This is a genomic window from Campylobacter sp. P0103, assembly GCF_002139545.1.
GTDB lineage: Bacteria > Campylobacterota > Campylobacteria > Campylobacterales > Campylobacteraceae > Campylobacter > Campylobacter devanensis.
The window spans coordinates 22,970-43,108 of sequence record NZ_MJKG01000001.1 but is presented as its reverse complement, the minus strand read 5'-3'; the positions used below and the strand labels follow the sequence as shown (position 1 = coordinate 43,108).

General features: G+C 31.0%; 18 protein-coding genes. 10 read left to right on the top strand and 8 right to left on the bottom strand.

Translation table 11 applies throughout. The annotated features are described in order from the left end of the window. Positions 1 to 7: 7 nt before the first annotated feature. From CIGNP103_RS00215 to CIGNP103_RS00200, 4 genes are read right to left on the bottom strand one after another with little or no spacing between them, the layout of a single operon-like run. Entirely contained in the window at positions 8 to 1,444 is a 1,437-nt protein-coding gene (locus CIGNP103_RS00215; RefSeq protein WP_086224607.1) for a potassium/proton antiporter, read from the bottom strand. Positions 1,445 to 1,446: 2 nt separating this feature from the next. After that, complete coding sequence (locus CIGNP103_RS00210) at positions 1,447 to 3,114, bottom strand: cation:proton antiporter (protein ID WP_086252425.1); 1,668 nt, start codon at positions 3,112 to 3,114, stop codon at positions 1,447 to 1,449. Positions 3,115 to 3,119: 5 nt separating this feature from the next. Beyond that, positions 3,120 to 3,479 (bottom strand): heat shock protein transcriptional repressor HspR, encoded by a 360-nt coding sequence (locus tag CIGNP103_RS00205; protein ID WP_086224609.1) that lies wholly within the window; start codon positions 3,477 to 3,479, stop codon positions 3,120 to 3,122. A 10-nt stretch (positions 3,480 to 3,489) separates the two neighbouring features. Continuing rightward, the gene (locus tag CIGNP103_RS00200) at positions 3,490 to 4,377 is read right to left on the bottom strand and encodes a DnaJ C-terminal domain-containing protein (protein WP_086224610.1); all 888 of its coding nucleotides are present in this window, start codon (positions 4,375 to 4,377) and stop codon (positions 3,490 to 3,492) included. Positions 4,378 to 4,528: 151 nt separating this feature from the next. Between CIGNP103_RS00200 and CIGNP103_RS00195 the strand changes: the two genes are divergently transcribed. The 3 genes from CIGNP103_RS00195 to CIGNP103_RS00185 are packed head-to-tail and all read left to right on the top strand — an operon-like array spanning position 4,529 to position 7,930. Next, a complete protein-coding gene (locus CIGNP103_RS00195) occupies positions 4,529 to 5,941 on the top strand; it encodes a Do family serine endopeptidase (protein WP_086228069.1) in 1,413 nt (470 codons plus the stop codon). A 45-nt stretch (positions 5,942 to 5,986) separates the two neighbouring features. Beyond that, entirely contained in the window at positions 5,987 to 6,661 is a 675-nt protein-coding gene (locus CIGNP103_RS00190) for a response regulator transcription factor (RefSeq protein WP_086224612.1), read from the top strand. 21 nt (positions 6,662 to 6,682) lie between these two features. Next, on the top strand, positions 6,683 to 7,930 hold the full coding sequence (locus CIGNP103_RS00185; RefSeq protein ID WP_086228943.1) for an ArsS family sensor histidine kinase: 1,248 nt from the start codon (positions 6,683 to 6,685) through the stop codon (positions 7,928 to 7,930). On the opposite strand, the gene CIGNP103_RS00180 is transcribed toward CIGNP103_RS00185, so the two are convergent. From CIGNP103_RS00180 to CIGNP103_RS00165, 4 genes are read right to left on the bottom strand one after another with little or no spacing between them, the layout of a single operon-like run. Further along, positions 7,901 to 9,157 (bottom strand): ComEC/Rec2 family competence protein, encoded by a 1,257-nt coding sequence (locus CIGNP103_RS00180; protein ID WP_086241356.1) that lies wholly within the window; start codon positions 9,155 to 9,157, stop codon positions 7,901 to 7,903. The two genes, CIGNP103_RS00185 and CIGNP103_RS00180, sit on opposite strands and share 30 nt — an antisense overlap. Next, complete coding sequence (locus CIGNP103_RS00175) at positions 9,158 to 10,453, bottom strand: TolC family protein (protein WP_086241357.1); 1,296 nt, start codon at positions 10,451 to 10,453, stop codon at positions 9,158 to 9,160. A 1-nt stretch (position 10,454) separates the two neighbouring features. Beyond that, the gene (locus CIGNP103_RS00170; protein WP_086226938.1) at positions 10,455 to 12,380 is read right to left on the bottom strand and encodes a MacB family efflux pump subunit; all 1,926 of its coding nucleotides are present in this window, start codon (positions 12,378 to 12,380) and stop codon (positions 10,455 to 10,457) included. Next, complete coding sequence (locus CIGNP103_RS00165) at positions 12,380 to 13,573, bottom strand: efflux RND transporter periplasmic adaptor subunit (RefSeq protein ID WP_086252423.1); 1,194 nt, start codon at positions 13,571 to 13,573, stop codon at positions 12,380 to 12,382. Before CIGNP103_RS00165 ends, CIGNP103_RS00170 begins: the two co-directional genes overlap by 1 nt. A gap of 131 nt (positions 13,574 to 13,704) precedes the next feature. Here CIGNP103_RS00165 and glmU point away from each other — a divergent pair, with 131 nt between their 5' ends. From glmU to truA, 7 genes are read left to right on the top strand one after another with little or no spacing between them, the layout of a single operon-like run. After that, complete coding sequence (gene glmU, locus CIGNP103_RS00160) at positions 13,705 to 15,012, top strand: bifunctional UDP-N-acetylglucosamine diphosphorylase/glucosamine-1-phosphate N-acetyltransferase GlmU (RefSeq protein WP_180381786.1); 1,308 nt, start codon at positions 13,705 to 13,707, stop codon at positions 15,010 to 15,012. Continuing rightward, complete coding sequence (gene coaBC / locus CIGNP103_RS00155) at positions 15,002 to 16,162, top strand: bifunctional phosphopantothenoylcysteine decarboxylase/phosphopantothenate--cysteine ligase CoaBC (protein ID WP_086241360.1); 1,161 nt, start codon at positions 15,002 to 15,004, stop codon at positions 16,160 to 16,162. The genes glmU and coaBC overlap by 11 nt, the downstream gene beginning before the upstream one ends. Beyond that, positions 16,159 to 16,830, top strand: a complete 672-nt coding sequence (locus CIGNP103_RS00150) for a hypothetical protein (RefSeq protein WP_086268372.1) — start codon at positions 16,159 to 16,161, stop codon at positions 16,828 to 16,830. The genes coaBC and CIGNP103_RS00150 overlap by 4 nt, the downstream gene beginning before the upstream one ends. Next, positions 16,827 to 17,504 carry a polyprenyl diphosphate synthase gene (gene uppS / locus CIGNP103_RS00145; protein ID WP_086232157.1) on the top strand — a complete coding sequence of 226 codons (678 nt, stop codon included), beginning with the start codon at positions 16,827 to 16,829 and terminating at the stop codon, positions 17,502 to 17,504. The genes CIGNP103_RS00150 and uppS overlap by 4 nt, the downstream gene beginning before the upstream one ends. Further along, the gene (locus tag CIGNP103_RS00140) at positions 17,504 to 18,232 is read left to right on the top strand and encodes a prepilin peptidase (protein ID WP_086268371.1); all 729 of its coding nucleotides are present in this window, start codon (positions 17,504 to 17,506) and stop codon (positions 18,230 to 18,232) included. Before uppS ends, CIGNP103_RS00140 begins: the two co-directional genes overlap by 1 nt. Further along, positions 18,229 to 19,254: an LptF/LptG family permease gene (locus CIGNP103_RS00135; protein ID WP_086268370.1), complete on the top strand. Its 1,026-nt coding sequence runs from the start codon at positions 18,229 to 18,231 to the stop codon at positions 19,252 to 19,254. Before CIGNP103_RS00140 ends, CIGNP103_RS00135 begins: the two co-directional genes overlap by 4 nt. Next, positions 19,254 to 20,018, top strand: coding sequence for a tRNA pseudouridine(38-40) synthase TruA (truA, locus tag CIGNP103_RS00130; RefSeq protein ID WP_086268369.1), 765 nt, complete (start codon positions 19,254 to 19,256; stop codon positions 20,016 to 20,018). Before CIGNP103_RS00135 ends, truA begins: the two co-directional genes overlap by 1 nt. The last annotated feature ends 121 nt before the right edge of the window (positions 20,019 to 20,139 follow it).

Here is a 20,139-nt window from a genome sequence, read left to right as displayed (position 1 = left end):
TCAAATCCTATAATTCATAAATTCTAATAATCTTTTGATATCTTAACTCGCTATTGCACAAAATAAGCAAAATATCATTTTGCATAAATTCAAATGAACCACTAACCTTTATAAGCTCGCCATTTCGTTTTGCTAAAACAATTAAAAAATCATCTGGCAAACCAAGCTCCGTTAAGTTTTTACCAATTACCTTTGATGATTCCCCTATTTTATACTGCTTTATGTCCGAATAAGATATTGGGCTGCTAGGCATATTTGGAATTGTAGTCTTAGATGGTTCGATAACTCCAAATATTTTTCCGCTTTTATTAAGCGTAGTGCCTTGAGTAAGCACAGATATTAATACCATAAAAAATATTATATTAAAGATTAATTGACCATTTTCTAGTTCAGCTGAGAGAGGATATGTAGCCAAAATAATAGGAACAACTCCTCTAAGGCCAACCCATGAGATAAAGCACTTCTCTTTTAAATTATATTTAGAAAATATAGTAGACATAAATACACTAATAGGTCTTGAAATAAACATAACAACAAGCGACATTAAAATACTAATCATAGCAACATGAGGTAGTTCGCTAGGAAAGACCAAAAGCCCAAGTGTAAGGAAGATAAATATCTGCATCATCCAAGCTATTCCATCAAAGAAACCAGTTAAATTCTTTTTATACAAAAACTCTTTTTTATTAGCGATAATTCCAGCTACATATACTGCAATGTATCCATTACCACCAATCTTTTCTGTCAAACCAAAAAGCACAGCAACCAAAGCTATTAAAAGCACTGGATATAACCCCCAAGAGCCTAGCTTTACTCTATTTATAAGGCTTGGGATTATAATACCAAATACATAACCCATTGTACCACCAAGGATAAACTCAAGTATAAGCTTGATACTCATTGTGTATGGATCTATAACTGTAGTAGCTGTAAGAAGTCCAAGTAGAGTAATAGTTAAAAAGATAGCCATCGGATCATTACTGCCACTTTCAAACTCAAGTAGCGAAGCAAGATTATTTTTAAGCTTAGTTGAACGCATAATAGAAAATACTGCTGCTGCATCAGTCGAGCTAATAATTGCACCAAATAGTAACGACTCAAGCATAGAAAAGCCAATTATATAATAAGCAAATACTCCAGTAATCACAGCTGAGATAGCAACCCCAAAAGTTGCTAATACTATACCGCTTTTAAAAATAGGTTTTATTGATTTATAGTTGGTATTAAATCCACCAGAAAACAGTATATATATAAGTGCTATAGTTCCTACATTTTCAGCCATTTTAGCATTATCAAATTCAAGTCCTATAAGCCCATCGCTACCTGCTAGCATACCAATTGCTAAAAACATAAGCAGCGCTGGAACTCCATATTTATCAGATATTTTGCTAAATAAAACACTAAGGATAAATAATCCTCCAAATATAATCAACGAGTTATCCATAATTATCCTTGATTTAAGTCATTATTTATTTTGCACTTTAAAGCCTTACTAATAATAGCTTTAGCCACAGCTTCTCTCTCTTTAATCAAATAAAAATGATCTCCAAAATCAGTATAAAGCCCCTTCTCTATAGTATCAGCAAATCTTATGATAGTATTTACATCATATCCTAGATTTTTTATAGAGTTTGCTATTAGCTCTGATTTTTGTTCATTGCTAACAGCAATTATTGTAGCTATACAATTTTTAATATGAGCTTTTTCTAAAGTAGTTTTTTGAATAGCATTTCCATAATATACATTATCTCTACTATTCTTACCACGCTCTACTAAATTTAAATCATTTTCAAGTGCTATATATGAACAACCTTTAGCCTTTAATTGCCTTACTATTTCACGACCAAGCTTGCCATATCCACATACTACAAAATGGTTTTTATACTCTGGAATATCTATATTTACAAGCTCTTCTATCTCATCTTGTTCTTTTGTAGTTACAACTGCTTGCATTAGCTCATCTTGCTCTTCCATGCTATCAGCGATTTTGCTCACATTTTTTAAGATAAATGGAGTAAGAACCATAGATATAACTACTACAGCAGTTAAAATCTGCAATGTTTTATCATCAGCCATACCTTTTACAGATAATAATGTAAATATAGCTAAAGCAAACTCTCCAACTTGAGCTAAGCTTAGCGCTGCTTTTAATGCGACTTTTTTTCTAGTTAATATCATTAAGAATAGATAAATAATCAAAGCTTTAATTATTAAAACAGTAATCAAAACTAAAGCAATTATAAAAAGATTATTAGCAATTACATTAAAGTTTATCTGCATACCAACTGTTATAAAAAATAGACCCAAAAGAAGATCTCTAAAAGGTATAAGGTCTGTCTCAATCTGATGTTTATACTGCGTTTCAGCTATTAGCATACCAGCAATAAATGCTCCAAGTGAATAACTAAATCCAAAATAGTGTGCTAAAAAGCTAGAGCCAATAACCGTAAATAAAATAGTAGTTATAAATATCTCTTTTGAATTTGCACTCACTACTAAATATAAAACACGACTTAATATATACTTACCAATAAAATATAATATTACAATTAATATTAAAGCACTAACCATAGATGTAAATATCAAAGAGCTTACAGCGCCATCTTCTACATTAAATATATCTATCATTAAAAGCAAAGGAATAACTGCTATATCTTGAAATAATAATATTCCAAGTACCTTGCGTCCATAACGCTTTGATATATGCCCATTATCATTTAATGTTTTTAAAACTATTGCTGTGGAACTAAGAGATAATGCAAAGCCTATAATAATAGCGCTTTTAATATCTATATCAAATATATAAACCGATAAAATGCTACATGCAAAGCCAGTAGCAAATACTTGAATAGGACCATACATAAATACATATTTTTTCATTGACATTAAATGCTTAATACTAAACTCAAGCCCAATAGTAAACATCAAAAATACAATCCCAAATTCAGCTACAAAACTTAAATCATGATTATTTTTTAGCCCAAAAAGCTGTGAAATCAAGATTCCTGTAGCAATATAACCTATAATAGTTGGGATTCCATATCTGCGAAATATAAGATTAAATAAAACAGCACAACCAGCTGTTATTACAAATATATATATGATATTATCCATTTTCTCTACTTTTTATCATTTACAAATATTAAATCAAAACTACTACCACGCTTGACTAGCGAACCTTTATTTTGTGTTTTTATATTTGCCCTTAACTCCTCTATTACAGCTTCATACTCTTCAAGTCTTTGTTTTAAGCGCAAAATCACATCAACACCTGCTAAATTTACACCTAAATCTCTAGTAAGTCTTAAAATCATCTTAATCCTATCAAGATCTTTTTCGCTATAGAGTCTCATCTTGCCTTCAGTTCTGCTAGGCTCTACTAATCCCTCTCTTTCATACTGTCTTAGAGTTTGGGGATGGATACTTAAAACCTTTGCTACTACGCTTATTAGATAGACTGGCTCTTCATAATCTCTCATACCATCTCCTTTATAGTTTGCTTTGCAACATATCTCTTAATTGTGGATCAATCCGCTCAATATCTGGTAAAATTATATTAGTAACTAAATACATATCGCCATAGATGTTGCTTTTTCTATTTTTTACACCATAACCCTTTAATCTAATTTTTTGACCATTTTTAGTATTAGGCGGTATTTTGATTGATACATCTTTTTTAAATGTCTTTACATCAATTTTATCACCAAAAAGAGCAGTTTTAAGAGTTAAATCTAAATTTTTATATAGATCATCGCCATCTCTTTTATACTCCTTATCCTCTTCTATATTTACAGTAATAATTAGATCTCCTCTATGGCTTCCAGCACTTTTACCTTTATTTCTAGCCCGTAGCTTTTCACCGCTATTTAATCCGGCTGGAATTTTGATTTTAATCTTTTCGCCATTTATACTAAACTCATAATCACCGCCATTTACAGCTAGTTCAAGTGAAATATTTATTCTAGCTTGAATATCTAAATTTTGCCCAAATCCTTGATCAAAACCATCAAATCCACCAAAACCTGCTGAACTAAATCCACTAAACCCTCTCTTAGATCGTCCTGCACCACCAAAATTGCCAAAAAGTTGATTTAATATATCATTAAAATCAGCATTACCGCCAAAATTTTCTCTACTAAAATCATGAAAACTCTGCCCGCCAAACATACTATCGCCATATTGATCATACTGCTTACGCTTCGTTTCATCGCTTAAAATTTCATAAGCTGCATTAATCTCTTTAAATTTCTCTTCAGTTCCTGGGTCTTTATTGATATCGGGATGATACTGCCTAGCTAGCTTTCTATAGGCTTTTTTAATCTCATCGCTACTAGCATCTTTAGAGATTCCCAAAGTTTCATATAAACTATTACTCATTATAATTCTCCACTTATATTTTTTTATATAAATTATATCATAAAAGTTGAGCTAATGTCAATCAACTTATTTAAATTCATTTGTATAAATATTAAATTTATATTTATCCCTACATAATATAATCCAAAGCAATTTTTTAAAAGGGAATAATATGAAAAAAATAACATTAATATCACTTATAGCAGCCTCAACAATTTTTGGTGCTAATGTAGAATTTAGTGATGCAAACCCAAATTTTAACCGCATAAATCCAACTGTAGATCAAAACTCAATCCTATCATATAATAGTTCAATTCAAAAAGCAAAACAGACAGTTGTAAATATATCAACAACCAAAACTATAAAGGTAAAAAATAATCTAAATAGCCTAATGAATGATCCATTTTTTAAAGAATTTTTTGGTTTTGGTTTTAATATTCCAGAACAAAGAAGCCAAAAAAGCTCATCTCTTGGTTCAGGTGTAATCATCTCTAGTGATGGCTATATAGTTACAAATTATCATGTAATAGAAGATAGCGATGAGATTATAGTATCAATGTTAGATAATTCAAAAGAGTATAAAGCTAAAATAATTGGCTCAGACCCAAAAACAGATTTAGCAATTATAAAAATAGATGCTAAAAACCTAGAACCAGCATATTTTGCTGATAGCTCTAAGCTTCTTGAAGGCGATGTAGTATTTGCTATTGGTAATCCTTTTGGCGTAGGTGGAAGTATCACAAGCGGAATAATAAGTGGATTAAATAAAGATAATATTGGATTAAATCAATATGAAGATTTTATCCAAACAGATGCTAGTATAAATCCTGGAAATAGTGGCGGTGCTTTAATAGATAGTCGTGGTGCCTTAGTTGGTATAAACTCAGCTATTCTTAGCCGAAGTGGAGGCAATAATGGAATAGGATTTGCCATTCCATCAAATATGGTAAAAACAATAGCTCAAAAGCTAATTAGCGATGGAAAGATAACTCGTGGCTACATTGGTGTTATGATTGCAAATTTAACAAAAGACCAAAAAGAGATATATAAAAACAAAGAAGGCGCATTAATTACTAATGTAGAAAAAGACTATCCAGCTAGTAAAGCCGGCCTTCAAAGAGGCGACCTTATCATCAAAGTAGATAATACAATCATAAAAAGTGCAAATGATTTAAAAAATATAATTGGTGCATACTCGCCAAATACAAAAATTAATTTAGAATATGAAAGAGCAGGAAAAATCTACTCTACTAAACTCCAGCTAGCTGATACAGATGTTACTGGTAATACAGCTGAAAATTTAAGCATTGATGGCTTAAGCGTGCAAAATTTAAGTGAAGAAATAAAATATAAATACAAAATACCTCAAGAGATAAAAGGTATATTAATCACAGATGTCAAAGATGGTTCAAATGCTGCACATACAGGCTTTGAAAGTGGAGATATAATTATTCAAGTAAATGAGAAAATTATAAATAATATTAATGAATTTAGCCAAGAGATAAAAGCGTCAAAAGCATCAAAAAGAAAACCAATAATCTGGATAAATAGAGCTGGAATTTTAATGGGGCTTGTATTGAAATAATAGCTATTTTTGGCTATAATCAGCTCAAATTTATAAGGCAGATATATGATAAAGATTCTAATGATTGAAGATGATTTTGAACTTGCAGAGATATTAAGCGAATATTTAGAGCAATTTGAAATAGAGGTTAAGATATGTGATGATCCATATCTTGGCCTTTCTACTCTTAATACAAATAAATTTGATCTAGTTATTTTAGATCTTACCTTGCCAGGTATTGATGGGCTTGAGGTTTGCAAAGAGATACGCACCAAACATACAATTCCCATCATTATCTCTAGTGCTAGACATGATATAAGCGATAAGATAAATGCATTTGAATTTGGCGCAGATGATTACTTGCCAAAACCATATAATCCCCAAGAGCTTCTAGCTAGAATCAAAAGCCATTTACGACGCCAAAGTATCACAATGCAAGAGATATCTCCAGCTCCAAAAGATCTAGTATGTGATGATTTTCGTCATATTATTACTCTAAAAGGCGAGCCGCTTCAGCTTACAGTTGCTGAGTATGATATCTTAAGATATTTAATTAAAAAAGAAGGTGGCGCTATAAGTCGTGAAGAGTTAATTTATAATTGCAACTCCATAAATGAAGATAGCACAAATAAAAGTATAGATGTTATCATAGGTCGTATTCGCACCAAAATAGGTGAAAATCCAAAAGAGCCAAAATATATCCACGCTATTAGAGGCGTAGGCTACAAGCTAGAACAATAAATTAAAACCAAAAAGGGCAAAATGAGATTTTCATCAATTTTTTACACCATTACGCTTATTTTCGCCCTTGGAATTGGGGCTATAGGAATAGCATTTTTATGGCTTATAGAGTATGATAAAGCCAATTACGCAAGAGAATTAAATACCAAATATTCTATTGTAGCTAGGGCTACTTTACTTCATTTAAATGAGTTAATTAATGAAGATGAGTATAAAGAACAGGTCTCAAATTTATATATGCCCCAAATAGATAATATAGAAAAAAAAGAAAAAATACTAAATCAAGCTGTAATCTTAGAAGAGATTACTACTGAATTAGGATCAAGCGCTATATTATTTTATGAGAAAAAAAACTATTTAAAGGTTACCAAAGATGACAATACTCTACTTCTTATAGATACAGCATATCAGCCATATAGATATATAATTATTCAGATTATTTTTGCTTTTGTAGCTGGAATTATCTTGCTTACATATATATTTATTATTCGTAAGATTATGCCACTTGGAAAGTTAAAACGCCAGATTGATAAATTTGCTCAAGGGGATTTAGAGATCAAAAATGTCGCCACTGGAAATGATGAGATCAGTCAGGTAGCAAGTGCTTTTTATGATGCTGTTAGCCAGATTAAAAATTTAAATAATAGCCGTCAGCTCTTTTTACGCAATATCATGCATGAGTTAAAAACTCCAATTACAAAAGGTAGAATTACTGCTGAGATGATTCAAAAAAATAAAAATCAAGAGCGTTTGATAGATGTATTTGAAAGATTAGAGAGCTTAATAAATGAATTTGCAGCTGTAGAGCGTGCCACTTCTAGATTAATAGGAGAATTAAAACCTTGTAAAGTAAGAGATGTAATAGATGAAGCTATAGATATTGCTATGGCTGAAGAGTCTAGCGTTGGAATTGAGGCCATAGATGATGCTACTGTAAAGGCAGATTTTAAACTTTTAGCAATTGCATGCAAAAATATAATTGATAATGCTCTAAAATATTCAGATGATAAATTTGTTAAAATCACTATCACAAACAATGAGATAGTATTTTCATCAAAAGGCCAGCCATTAGAAAATGATATAAAGCACTATATAGAACCATTTACACAAGGAACAAATGCCAAAAAAAGCTTTGGTCTAGGTCTATATATAGTACATAATATCTTAATAGCCCATAAATTAAAACTAATATATAAATATAATAATGGAATAAATAACTTTATCTTTAGTGATATAAATTTAAATCAAGGCAAAAATATAGACAAATAATCCAAGTAACGCCAATAAAAGCATTATCCACTTTTTATATATTGCTAATAATGCAATAATATTATACCCTATAAACTGCCATAGCTCCAGATTAGCCTTGCCTTGAGCTGGTGCAAATTCAATAAATCTAATCATAAAATCATCAAAAAGCCCGCCTATTCCAAAAAGATGCAAAAATAGACTAACTGGATAAAATATTATAAAAACATAAGATAGTGGAATTACACTAATTTGATACCAGCTAGCTATAGGAAAAAAGTAATAAACAGGAATATTCATCGCTAAAAATACAAAAATCTCAAGAATTAAAGTATGCATCAAAATTCTCTTTAAACTACTAAGGTCGCTTCTATTGCCAAAATGATAGATATATAAAAATATAAAATAGACCCCAAGACATGAAAAATAAAACCCGATAGAAAATAGTAATTGCGGACTAAAAGCTAATCCAATCAATATTGCTAAAACCAAATTTCCAAAACTAAAAACCTTAAGCCCACGACTAAGCAATAAAAACCCAACCACACCCATAATATATGAACGCAAGAAACTAGGAGTAAAATCTAAAATATATAGATAAAATCCCATTAAAATAAACAAAATCAAACTTATATAAAATCTTAAATTTAAGTATGGAAAATATCGGTCTTGCAACGGCACAATAGTAAATCTAGCTACAAAAAATACAAAAATAAATATTACACTAAGATGAAATCCGCTAATTGCAATAATATGCGCAATTCCCCAGTGAGTAACATTTTGACGCAACTCTTTACTCATTGGAGTTGCTAAATATAAGGCACTATATAATTCTTGCATTTTAGGATTTTGATGTTGAGATATGATTGCATTTTTAAGAATATTAGCAAGACTATAATTTATATCAAGCTTACTAATCTTAAAACTAGGCAAGAAAAATCTACCAGCAATATAATCTTTAAATTTAAGATTTTTAGTTATTACCCCTACTTCGCAACTACTACACTTTGGCAAGCTCTTAGAGCGAGTATAAAATATAAAGTTATCACTTTTAAACTGCAAAACATAATACTCGGAGTTTTTTCCTTGTCTTTTATCGCTAAATAAAAGATCAGCCTTAATAAAACTATATGGCTTAGCTTTAAAAGCTTCATAACTTCTAAACTCTAGATACAAATTTAGAGTAAAAATCGCAATACAAATAGCAATAAATACTCCAAATTGTCTAAAGTTAGAAAATAAATTCATCTACTTTGCAATGGCTTTATAGTAGCTTAGCTCATCATTTAATAGCTCAAATTTTTGATTAAGGAGTGAAATTTGGGCTGAGATTAGATTATTTTGCGCCTCTAATAGATCTTTTAACTCAGCACTTCCTTCATTATATTTACTCTTATAAATTGCGACAATCTTAGCTTGATCGCTTGCCATTATGACTAAATTATCATATGTTGCTTTATCAGTTTGATAAAATAATAGATATTTTAAAGACTCATTTATGGCATTTTTTAGCGTTTTTTCATAGCTAAATTTAAGTTTATTAAACTCAAGCTCACTAATTTTAATATGTTTTTTAAGCTTAAAATAGTCCAAAAAAGGCAAACTAAAACTCACAACTCCACCAAGTTGATTAAAATCAAAGCTATTTTTAAACTCTTTATCGCTATCGCTTAAATTTGCACCAAGACTAAGACTAGGCAAAAGCTCTTTTTGACTTAGACGATACTCATAAAAGCTCGAATTTAGTTTTGCTACTGCTTCATTAATATCTGGACGATTTGAAAGCTCACCAACATCAAACTGGCCAATTCCTATAAATTCGACACCATCTAAGCTAAGCTCATCAAACCTTTTATTACTTCTAGTAAGATTTTTTAAACTCTCATAGTTAGATTCTAATGATCTTTGTGTAGAGTGAATTTGATTTTGAATTTTTAATATATTTTGAGAACTTTGCTTAATAGCTAAAAGCTCCTCTTTACCATTTTCAAATTTAACCTTAACTATATCATCAAGCATCTTTGCATTATCTAAATTTTGCTTTAAACTACGCAAAGAGTCATTAAGATATAAGATATTAAAATAACTATTTGCTACTTGACTAATAATAGTCAATCTTAAATTATCCAATGTTAATCTACTAGAGTGCATTATCCACTCTTTTGATTTATAATTATCATATATCTTACCAAATATATCAAGTTCATAGCTAAGGCTAAATTTAGAATTAAACTTGCTGCTAAACTCATCACTTTTGCCTATATCTCTACTGCTATTTGCTCCTATCTCGCCACTCATTGATGGGATATAGCCATCACTTGCTATACCTGCATTTAGCATAGCTACTTCTAAATTTAACACCGCTACACCAATATCTTCATTATTTTTAAGAGCCAAATCAATAAGCTCATTTAAGGTAGTTTGGTTAAAATCTTTATGCCACTTAGGAGTATAAAACTCAACATCTTTAATCTCATAATCTAGCTTTTTGCCAGCACATCCGCCAAAGATAATAGCTATAAAAATAACAATTATATATCTCATTTTAATCCCTTAGTAGCGCATCAATTGGATTTAATTTAGATGCATTTTTAGCTGGAATATAACCAAAAATTATCCCAATAAGACTAGAAACTCCAATAGCTATAATAATCGAAGCTGTGCTAAATATCATCGTAAATCCAGTATCTAAAGCATTTATAATAGTACCAACTAAATATGCTAGTCCAACTCCAATTACCCCGCCAATAGCACATAGCAATATCGCCTCTATTAAAAATTGAAGTAAAATATCTCTACTTTTAGCACCAATTGCCATGCGAATACCAATCTCTTTAGTCCTCTCAAATACACTTACAAGCATAATATTCATAACCCCAATTCCGCCAACCATCAGTGAGATAAAAGCCACTCCAGAGATTAAAAGACTCATTGAATTTACAGTGCTTTGAACGGTTTGCATAATAGTATCTGAATTTATAGTAAAAAAGTCCTTTGTCCCTCGCATAGAACTCATAGCCTCTATTATCCCGCTCTCAGCTACTTGAGCATTTACCTCATCATTAATTTTTACAATTATTGATCGAATGTTTTGTTGACCTGTTAATTTATTTACTGCTGTAGTATATGGCAGATATACAGTAATATTATCAGCACCAAATGAGCCTGAATCCTTATATCCTACTCCTATAATTGTAAAAGGTTGTTTATTAAATATAATTGTTTTGCCAATAGGATCAACACCTTCAAAAAATTCTTTTTGTGCTAAATTATCAATGATAATATTTGATCTTGAAAATCTTAAATCATCAAATTCAAAATCCCTACCATGCGTAATTGTTACCCCAGAGACATTAAGCAAATTTTCACTTCCGCTTCTTAGACTTGCATCTATATTTTTATTGCCATATGTGAGTAATCCAGTAGCATTAATCCTAGGCGTAGCATAATCTACAAAGCTAAGACTCTCAAGCATCTTATAGCTCTCAATACTAAAATCTTTTAACTTTCTAGCATTTTTATCACCAAAATTTTTACCTAAATGCAATGTAATTGTATTTGTTCCCATACTATTGATATTAGCTAAAATCTTTTGCTCACTACCTTTGGCTAAAGCAACTACACAAATTACAGAAGCAATACCTATAATAATACCAAGCATAGTCAAAAATGATCTAAGCTTATGCGATTTAATCGCTCCAATACTCATCATAAAGCTCTCTAACAAACGATCTTTTAAAGCTTTGAAATTTGATTCTATAGATATGTTTTTAGAGCTTTTTTCGTAACATTGATTATTTTTTATATCATCTTTAATTATATTGCCATCTTTAATCTCTATGATACGATTTGCCCAACTAGCTATATCTTTATCATGTGTTACTATTATAATTGTATGGCCATCTTTGTGAAGCTCTTTTAAGATCTGCATTACCATCACACCACTAGCACTATCAAGCGCTCCAGTAGGCTCATCACATAGCAAAATCTCCCCACCATTCATCAGCGCTCTAGCGATACTTACACGCTGCTGCTGACCGCCACTTAGATAGTTTGGCATAGTATCTATTTTAGACTCTAGGCCAAGTTTTGCTAGAAGCTCTTTAGATCTATTTAATCTATCATCTTTATTCATTCCAGCATAAATTCCAGGCAAGGCGACATTGCTTTTGACATCATTTGAACTAAGTAGATTATAACGCTGAAAGATAAAGCCAAATTTTTTTAATCTTAAATTTGAGAGTTCATCTTTATTAAATTTACTTATATCTTTACCATCAAGCTCATATTTACCACTTGTTGGAGTATCTAGACAACCTAAGATATTCATAAGCGTACTCTTGCCGCTACCTGATTGCCCTATAATAGCTACAAACTCGCCCTTTTTAATCTCTAAATTTATCCCTTTTAATACCTCTGTTTGAGTATCACCGACTTTGAAGGATTTACGGATTTTGCTTAGCCTAATCATTAGAACCTCATCATCGGTCTTTTAGAGCCATTTATTATATTTTGCATACTAGCTGAGTTTAGATGAAAATATATTACCTCTTCATTTTCGCTAAGACCGCTTAGAATTTGTGTATTTATACCATTTGTAATTCCTGTAGTTATAGCTCTTTGTTCGATTTTATCACCATTTTTAATATATACAAATTTACCATCTTTACCTGATTTTATCGCCATTGTAGGTAGATATAAAACATCTTTATTTTCAGCAATTATTATTTTATTTTCTGTTGTCATACCTATACGCAAAATCTCATCACTATTATCTACATTTACCTTAGCATAATAATATACAGCTGAGCTTGAGCTAGTACTGCTTGAATTTGAATTTGAAGTGGAGTATTTGCCATCACTTAAAGTAGTCAAACCTGGGTCAATTGAGCTTATATATGCGGTAAATTTTTTAGTATTATTTGAAAGAATCGAGTATTCTACCTTATTTCCTACCTTAATATTTGGTATATCTCCTTCGCTAACTTGCAATCTTATCTCCATTTTGCTTAAATCTGCGATATTTACTAAGGTTGGAGTTGTTTGATTAGCGTTGATAGTTTGACCAACCTCTACTGGCACAGATACTACAACTCCATCAAATGGCGCCCTAATATCAGTATAGCCCAAATTTGTTCTAGCAGTATCTATCTCAATTCCAGTTTGTTTAATTTGAGCTTCTATCTCTTTTAAGCTAGCTAATTTTAAACTATAAGTATCTTTAGCATTTTCTAAGCTCTCTTGGCTTGTGGCGTTTTGTTTAGCTAGATTTTGCTCCCTTTTATACTGCTTTAATGCGATATCAACTGAAATTTTAGCCGAGTTTAACTTCGCTTCTAAAATCTCCAAAGCCGCAAGCTGCTGATCAAGCGTATTTTGCTGCTTTATGCTATCTATTTGAGCTATTTTATCTCCAGCTTTTACCTTATCGCCTACTTTTACATATAGCTCTTTTATCTGACCGCTTACTTGAGCACCAACATCTACTAGATTACTAGCAAATACCTCACCTACTGCATCTACACTTTGTATGATATCTCCGCGTTTAACAACTGTTGTGATATATTTATCTTTTGGCTCATCATCTTTTAATCCCCACCATAAAATAGCCCCACTAACAGCTATAAGACCGGTAATAATTAATAATTTTTTTGAAATTTTCATTATTTTCCTTAGAATTTTTTATTGCCATTGTATGAAATTTATGTAAATTTATTGTTAAGATTGTAATTTAGATTTAATCAATTTTAACCATATTTAGCTACAATATTGTCAAATTTAATCCAAAAGAAAAGATCATGAAAAATATATCAATAATTATACTAGCAGCTGGTAATGGTACTCGTATGAAATCACCTAAATCTAAAGTTCTACACACTCTAAGCGGTAGATCAATGATTGCTCATGTAGTAGAAAAATCACTACAAATATCTGATGATATAACAGTAGTTTTAGGCTATCAATTTGATGAAGTAAGCTCAGAGATAAATAGAGAATTTAATAATATAAATATTGTCGCTCAAGATACTATCAACTTTCCTGGAACTGCTGGAGCCGTAATGGCAGCAAAACCTAAATTTGATAAAACTCTAATAATATGCGCTGATATGCCACTAGTTGCAACTAGCGAACTAATATCACTAACTCAATCAAATTCTGATATAACTATAGCTGCTTTTGAATCTAAAGATCCTTTTGGATATGGTAGAGTGGTAAAAAATGGCGATCAAGTTATCAAAATAGTAGAACAAAAAGATGCCAACGAAGATGAAAAAGCAATAAATCTATGCAACGCTGGGGCTTACTGCTTTGATACGGCTTTATTAAATTCACTCCTACCACAGATAAATAACCAAAATGCAAGCAATGAATACTATCTAACAGACGCCATAGAACTAGCGTTAAAAGCTGGCAAAAGCGTAAGCTCTGTCTTAGTAAATGAGCAAAACTTTATGGGTATTAATGACAAGCTAGCTCTAAGCAAAGCTGAAAATATAATGCAAGAGCAGATAAAAGCAAATTTGATGAAAAATGGCATTATCATTAGACTTCCTCAAACTGTATTTATAGATAGTAGAGCCAAATTTGAAGGAGAGTGCGAGATAGAGAGCGGCTGTGTGATTAAAGGCGATTGTCTTATTAAAAACTCTATAATTAAAAGCAGTTCAGTTATAGAGTATAGCACCGTAATTGATAGTGATATTGGTCCAATGGCACACCTAAGACCAAAAAGCCACATAGTCTCTACTCACATTGGCAATTTTGTAGAGCTTAAAAATGCAAATTTAAATAGTGTAAAAGCTGGCCATTTAAGCTATTTGGGAGATTGCCAAATTGATAGTGGAACAAATGTAGGATGTGGTACAATCACTTGCAACTACGATGGTAAAAACAAACATAAAACCATAATAGGCAAAAATGTATTTATAGGTAGCGATACACAGCTTATTGCACCACTAAATATCGCTGATGATACTCTAATAGCAGCAGGTTCAAGCGTAACACACGATAGTCATAAAGGCGACCTAATCATAGCTAGAGCCAAACAAAATAATAAAAGTGGATTCTTTTATAAATTTTTTGGTAAAAAAGATGAAAAATAAAAATATTCTCTTAGCAGTTTGTGGGAGTATTAGCTTTTATAAAGCTTATGAAATTTTAAGTCTGCTTAAAAAAAATGGTGCAAATGTTAAAGTGCTACTAAGCGATGGGGTTCTTAAATTTGCTACTCCAGTGGGCTTTGAAGCTCTTAGCGATGGTGTTTTAACATCGCTTAATGAGAGCTGGACAAATGGTTTAGATCATATAAGCTTTAGTAAAAATGATCTGCTTATCATCGCACCAGCATCAGCTAATAGTATCAATAAAATTGCAAATGGAATAGCTGATAATATATTTTTACAAACAATTCTAGCAGCCTCTTGTCCTAAGATTATAGCTCCAGCTGCTAATAATAATATGCTAGATAATCCAGCCACAATTCGAAATTTAAAGATTTTAAATAATGATGGTTTTACAATTATTGAGCCAATTACTAAAACTTTAGCTTGTGGAGATTATGGAAAAGGCGCATTAAATGAGCCATGGCTAATTGTAGAAACCGCCAAAAGAGTATTAAACCAAGATGAGTTTTACAAAGGCAAAAAGGTTATAATCACCGGTGGTCCAACAACTGAAAAAATAGATGATGCAAGAGCTATTACCAATCACTCAAGCGGTAAAATGGCTAAAGCTTTAGCTGATAGCTTTTACTATGCTGGGGCTGATGTTGTATTTATTAGCTCTATTGATTTTAACACACCATATAAGATAATTAAATTTAAAAGCTCAGACCAATTAAATAGCATATTAAATCAGCAAATAGTCGCTCCAGATGATATATTAGTAATGTGTGCAGCAGTTAGTGATTTTATCTGTGCTAATCCCAAAGATGGCAAGATCAAAAAAGATCAAATGGGAGATAAAATTGAGCTAAAATTAAATATCGATATATTAAAAAATCTAAATTTAAAGTGTAAAAAAATTGGCTTTAAAATGGAAATGGACGCTAAAAATGCTCTACATAATGCTAAAAATATGCTAATGAATAAAAATCTTGATGCAGTGTGTTTAAATATTTTAGGAGATGATATTAAATTTGGCTCTAATGAAACCAAGATAAGTTTTATAACTAAAGATACAGTTATACAAACAGAACTAACATCAAAAGAACTAGTCGCATCACAAATTACTAAATTGGCAAAAAACATATGATAAATAAATTATCTAAAATTCAATCTGCTCAAATATCAAATAATATTCCAACAATAATAAACTCAAGTTTGCCAGTTATCATCAAAGTATTAGAACAGACTAGATTTAATCGTTATAATATTAAATTTGGCACCAAAACAATCAGCACTACAAGCTATAAAGATCTAGAAGTAGGAAGCGAATACTACGCTAATATCGGATCTCAAAGCGGCGGTATGATAAGTATAAACTCTCTTACTAAAAGAGAGATTATAAAGCCAGTTTTAGATGATGGAGTAGCTCTTATTGAGATGGTAGCAAGCTCGCAAAATCTCTCATGGCTAATACCATATATTAAATCCAAAATGGCAAATCCACTCTCAAAAGATCAATTTAGCATATACGCAGATATGATTATGGCATTAAATGAGAACATACTTCATATACCATTTTATTATGATAACCGTTCTGCATTAATACAAATTTTACTTGGGAAAAATCCTAAAATTTATCTGATATTTTCTTTATTTGCACCAATAATTATCTTTATAAAAGATGGAAAAATTCGCCTAGTTAGCTCACCTTATGTTAGTCTTAGCAAGGCCTTAGCTGATGAGTTAGGATGCGAATTTGAAATTAAACAAGTATCACCTCTATGGCAAAAAACAGTCATAAAGGCTACAATATGAATATATTAAATCATCTAGCTATAATTATGGATGGCAATGGAAGATGGGCTAAAAATCGCTCTTTAGTACGGACTAATGGCCACAAAAAAGGAGCAGATGTGGTCAATGATATTGCCATATATTGTGCTAAAAATAATATAAAAAATTTAACACTTTATGCCTTTAGCACAGAAAACTGGAAACGACCAAAAAGCGAAGTTGATTTTTTACTAAATTTGCTTTTGAAATTTATCAAACTCAAAGAGGAGCTTTTTTTACAAAACAATATTAGATTCCATACTATAGGTGATTTAAGTCCATTTAGCAATAAACTAAAAGACGCCATAGCAAATCTAAAAAACAAAACCCAAAACAATAATGGATTAAATTTAATCCTAGCAATAAATTATGGAAGTCAAAATGAGATTACAAGAGCTGTAAATTTAGCTCTTGAAAATGGATATAAAATTACAGAACAAAGCATAGCCAAACATCTAGATAGTGCTAGCTTTGGAGATGTAGATCTACTTATTCGCACTGGTGGAGAGCAAAGGCTTAGCAACTTTTTATTATGGCAGTCTAGCTATGCAGAACTAGCATTTACGCCAACTCTTTGGCCAGATTTTAACAGCAAAGAACTTGAAGAAATTATAGCTAAATTTAAATCCATTCACCGTAAATTTGGGGCAATTTAATGCTATTGATATTTTTTATTTTTGGGATATGTCTTGGCTCATTTACTACAGTTTTAATCACTCGCATACCTATTGGAGAGGATTTTGTCTTTAGTCGTAGCCGCTGCCCAAGCTGCGCTAAAAAGCTTGGCGCTACTGAGCTTATACCTCTACTTTCGTGGGTAATGCTTAAAGCAAAGTGTAAAAACTGTAAAACAAAAATTTCGTCATTTTATCCGTTATCTGAACTAATAGTAGGATTTTTGGCAATTTTTGCCTTTTTTTTAGAATCAAATTTAATCTTAGCTATGCTTTTAGCGTTAATTTTTGCTATATTTTATGCCCTTGGGGCGATCGATTTTAGACTAAAAGCTGTTCCAAATTATCTTCTAATGAGTGGATATTTTTTGGCTGTATTATATGCTTCTATAACTCAAATTAACAATATTTTAGACTCATTTATCATAATTGGTATTATGGTAATACTAAAAAGCACTCTAATGCTACGCCCACGCCATCAAATTTTAGAACCAATAGGTGAGGCTGATAGTATTTTTATCGCTTCGATGGTGGCGATTTTAGGGCTTGAGTGGGGATTTATAGCTCTATTTTTAGGCGCATTAGTTCAGCTTTTTATCCACATATCTATAAAAGATAAAACCATTGCATTTATTCCGGCACTTTTTGGCGGATTTATCGTTGCTGCAAGCCTTAAGAATTTTACAAATATAAATTTAGGATTAATATGAATAGAGTTAATCGATATCTTTTTAGTAGCTTTTTATCGACTTTTGCCTCTTTATTTGCTACGCTATTTTTAATAGTTTCAATTGTATTTTTTATCCAAATTGCTAGAATTACTAGCTATATAGATATTAGTTTTTTTGAGCTTCTTAAATTATATCTATTTATGCTTCCACAAATTCTACTTTTTACCATACCTATTGGATTTTTTGTTGCTTTAGCGATGAGTTTTTTTCGTCTTTCAAGAGAGAATGAGAGTATAGTTATATTTACCTTAGGATACAATCCAAAAGATATAGCCAAATTTTTTCTAAAAATATCAACTATACTATCAATTACGCTATTATTTATAGCTCTTGTTGCAATGCCTACTGCAATGAATTTAAATAATAACTTTGTAGCATATAAAAAAACAAAACTAAGCCTAAATATAAAACCAAGCGAATTTGGGCAGAAATTTGGCGAGTGGATGGTATTTATAGATAAGCAAAATATAGATGAAAATCTCTCAAAATATGAAAATATTGTATTATATAATCACAACAAAGATAGCGAAAGATTTATTACTGCTAGTAGTGGCGATATCACAAATGAAAATGCAAGACTAAATTTAATCTTAAAAGATGGCTATATTTATGATATTAAAGATAACAAATGGAATGTTTCAAAATATGACTTACTAACGATTCGTTCAAATATACAAGATAGTTCTAATGATAATTTTAGTATAGCTGCATACTGGAAACAAACCAGTAGCGATCCAAAAGTTGCTAAAAATCTTACAATATACTGCCTTATCGCCCTATTCCCTCTAGCTAGCACTCTATTTGCACTAAGCTTTGGAATTGTAACATATAGATATGAAAAAGGTATGGTATATATTGGAATATTTGCTGTTTTATCGGCATATTTTACAGCAATTTTACTACTATCTAAACATCCATTTTATGGAATTCCGCTTGTTTTTGTTGTTACATTTTTATTAAGTCAAGTAGCATTTATAAATAAAGTAGTAAAAAAATACTAATGAAAATTGCTCTAAAATATAGCTATGATGGATCTAAATTTAGCGGTTCTCAGACACAACCAAATGTCCAAGCCGTAGAAGATGCTATAAATGAAGCATTAAATCATGTAGGAATTTATGAGCCAATACTATCAGGCTCTAGAACCGATAAAGGCGTTCATGCATTAAATCAAATATCAACCGTGCATTGTGGTGATTTTTGGAATTTAAATAGATTAAAAGATCAAATTAGCCGCCATCTTAGCCCATATATTAATCTTAAAGATATATGGATTGTAAATCAAGAGTTTCATCCTAGATTTAGCGCAACTGCTAGAGAGTATAGATATATAATCTATCATGGTGATAAATCACCATTTTTGAGTGATTTTGTATATTTTTATCCAAATTTAGACTTAAAAAGATTAAATTTAGCACTTGCTTGCTTTATTGGTAAGCAAGATTTTAAACCATATTACAAAGTTGGAAGTGGTGAAAAATCAACTATTAGAGAGATTTACAAAGCTTATGCGTATCAAATTCAAAAATCTGCATTTAGCATAAATAGATATAGCGATAAACCAAATTTAACTATTATTAAATTTAGAGCCAATGGCTTTTTAAGAGCTCAAGTTAGGCTAATGGTCGCAAACGCTATAAAAGCTGCAACTAGCGATGAAAAGCTAGAGGAGTTTATAGAGCTTCACAAAGCTCAAAAACCACTAACAAAAATACCAGCTCCACCAAATGGACTCTATCTAAAAAAGGTATTTTTTAAAACTTAAGCAATACTAGATTATATTTTACATTTATTTGTAAAATTTACAAGCATAACAAATGAAAATAATCTGAATTTAAATTTGATTATTTATTTTAAATTTGCTAAAATTACGCAAAATTAGCAAG